We start from the raw sequence: 2,523 nt of genomic DNA, 5'->3' as shown, positions 1-2,523 counted from the left end.
CCGCGCGGGCGGCGCTCGCTCTAACAGGCGCTGCCATACCTTGTGGCAAACACCTGTCAGCCCTAAGGCGATCCCTGCGGGGCTTGCCTGCGATAGGGCCCCCGCAGGCAACATCTGGTCAGAGCCAAATCGCATCCCAATGCGGATAATCCCCAGCCCTCGCAACAAGACCCGCCCGCTTGGGATTCATGACGATATACCGCGCCACATCCTGCACATCCTCCTCACGCCGCACGGCCCGGTCATGAAACCCCTTCTGCCAGAGCTGGCCGCTCAACAGGCTAGTGGGTAAGGACCTACCCGCGGTGAATCATTTGGTACCCGGTGTTTCCTGTGGCATCGGTGCCTCCTTCATCGCCGGCAAGCCAGCCCCCAGGTACCGTGCCATCCCGCGTGATCTTATTTGTACCAGGATTTTTCATGAAATCCGCCCAGCACCCTTGAGTGAAGCAAAGTGGAAGTGAACAATGTTCTCTTTCGCATTCCCTTCGAGACTGGCCATGAAAACCCGTTCCCGTCCGCTTGCCTGGCTGCCGGCTTTATTGCTCAGCACGGTGCTGGCGCTGTGCAGCGCTGCGGCACAGGCTGAAGCCCCCGCCGAAGCTACCAAGGCCCTGCACCTGCTTGACTACATTGGTGCCGACTACCCGCCAACCGTGAGTGACGGCAAGGTGGTCGACAGCGGCGAATACGACGAGCAGCGCGAGTTCGGCGCGGTACTGGCCGAACTGGTCAAAGGCCTGCCTGCAAATGCCGAGCACGCGGCACTGGAGCAGGGCGTGCAAGCGCTGCGCCAGGCCATCGACCAGCGTCTGGACGGCCCAGCGGTATCCAGGCAGGCCCGGCAACTGGGCGCACGCCTTGCGGTGGCTTATGAGGTGAGCCAAGCCCCAATAATCACCCCGGACCCGGCCCGTGGTGCTGCCCTGTACGCACAAAACTGTGCCATCTGCCACGGTGAAAGCGGCGCGGGCGATGGCCCGGCAGGCGTCGGCCTGGAGCCCGCGCCGGCCAACCTGCGCGACGTCGCGCGCCTTGACCAGTTGAGCCTGTTCGACCTCTACAACACCCTTGCCCTGGGCATCGACGGCACCGAGATGCCGTCCTTTGCCGACCAGCTGGACGACCGCCAGCGCTGGGACTTGGCGGCCTACATCGCCAGCTTCACCGCCAAGCCGGAAGCCGGCAAAGGCGACAAAACCTGGAACATCGCCGACCTGGCCCGCCAGACCCCGGCCGAAATCGCCGCCCACGAAGGCGCCGCGGCCGTGGAAGCATTCCGCGCCCAGCGTGCCCAGCCGCCGCAGGTCAAGCGTGGCCCTGCGCAATTGCTCGAATACACCGCCAGTACGCTCGACAAAAGCCTGGCCGCTTACCGTACAGGCGACCGCGACCAGGCTTATGACCTGTCGGTTGCGGCCTATCTTGAGGGCTTCGAGCTGGTAGAAAGCTCGCTGGACAACATCGATACCCAGGCGCGCAAGGCCACTGAAAAGACGCTGATGGCCTACCGCCAATCCTTGCAGGATGGCCTGCCCGTGGGCCAAGTCGAGCAGCGCCTGGGCGAAGCCAAGGTCAAGCTTGAGCAAGCGGCAAAGCTGCTGGGTAGCGACGGCCTGAGCTGGTCGCTGAGTTATGTCTCAGGCCTGCTGATTCTGTTGCGTGAAGGCCTTGAGGCGATTCTGGTGCTGGCGGCGATCCTGGCGTTCCTGCGCAACACCGGCCAGCAGTCAGCGGTACGCAGCGTCAACATCGGCTGGGGCCTGGCGCTGGTCGCTGGCTTCGCTACCTGGGCGCTGGCGGCCTATGTGATCAATGTCGGTGGTGCCCAGCGTGAGTTGTTGGAGGGCTGCACGGCGCTGTTTGCGGCCGTGATGGTGCTGTGGCTTGGGGTATGGATGCACGACCGACGCCACGCCGCTGCGTGGACGGACTACATCAAGAACAGCCTGGTCAGTGGTGGCGGGCGCTTTGGCTTCGCGGTGCTGGCGTTCTTCTCGGTGTACCGCGAGTTGTTCGAAGTGATCCTGTTCTATGAAACCTTGTGGCTGCAGGCGGGCCCTGCCGGGCACCAGGCGGTGCTGGCAGGCGGCGCCACGGCGTTGGTGCTGCTGGTGGGCCTGGCTTGGGTGATATTGCGCGGTTCGGCCAAGCTGCCCCTGACGCTGTTCTTCAGCATCAATGCGGCACTGCTGTGCACGTTGTCAGTGGTGTTCGCCGGGCACGGCATAAAGGCGCTGCAAGAGGCTGGGGTATTGGGCACGCGGCCGGTGGCGTTCTTCGAGTTCGACTGGCTGGGGATTCATCCCGACGCCTACTCGCTGTCGGCGCAGGCGGTGGCGTTGCTGGCGATCATCTTGCTGTACGGGCGCTCGCGCTTGGCAGAGAAACGCAGGGCAACTGCTAACTAAAACCTTGCGCCGTCCCCCTGTAGGAGCGGCCTTGTGTCGCGATCGGGCCGCAAAGCGGCCCCAGGATTTCGGCAGCGCTGCACAAATTGTCGGGGCCGCTCTGCGGCCCGAT

1 protein-coding gene and 1 pseudogene are annotated in these 2,523 nt (G+C 64.2%); one reads left to right on the top strand and one right to left on the bottom strand.

Annotated elements, in window-relative coordinates:
* Window positions 1-118 precede the first annotated feature (118 nt).
* A pseudogene (locus EGJ22_RS26750) lies at window positions 119-274 on the bottom strand (transposase); the annotation flags it as partial.
* 193 nt (window positions 275-467) lie between these two features.
* Between EGJ22_RS26750 and EGJ22_RS25770 the strand changes: the two are divergent.
* Window positions 468-2,411 carry a cytochrome c/FTR1 family iron permease gene (locus tag EGJ22_RS25770; protein WP_064314328.1) on the top strand — a complete coding sequence of 648 codons (1,944 nt, stop codon included), beginning with the start codon at window positions 468-470 and terminating at the stop codon, window positions 2,409-2,411.
* Window positions 2,412-2,523 lie beyond the last annotated feature (112 nt).

This window comes from Pseudomonas sp. p99-361, from assembly GCF_003935475.1.
In the GTDB taxonomy this organism is placed as follows: Bacteria; Pseudomonadota; Gammaproteobacteria; order Pseudomonadales; family Pseudomonadaceae; genus Aquipseudomonas; species Aquipseudomonas juntendi.
This window is presented reverse-complemented; position numbering and strand designations above follow the sequence as displayed.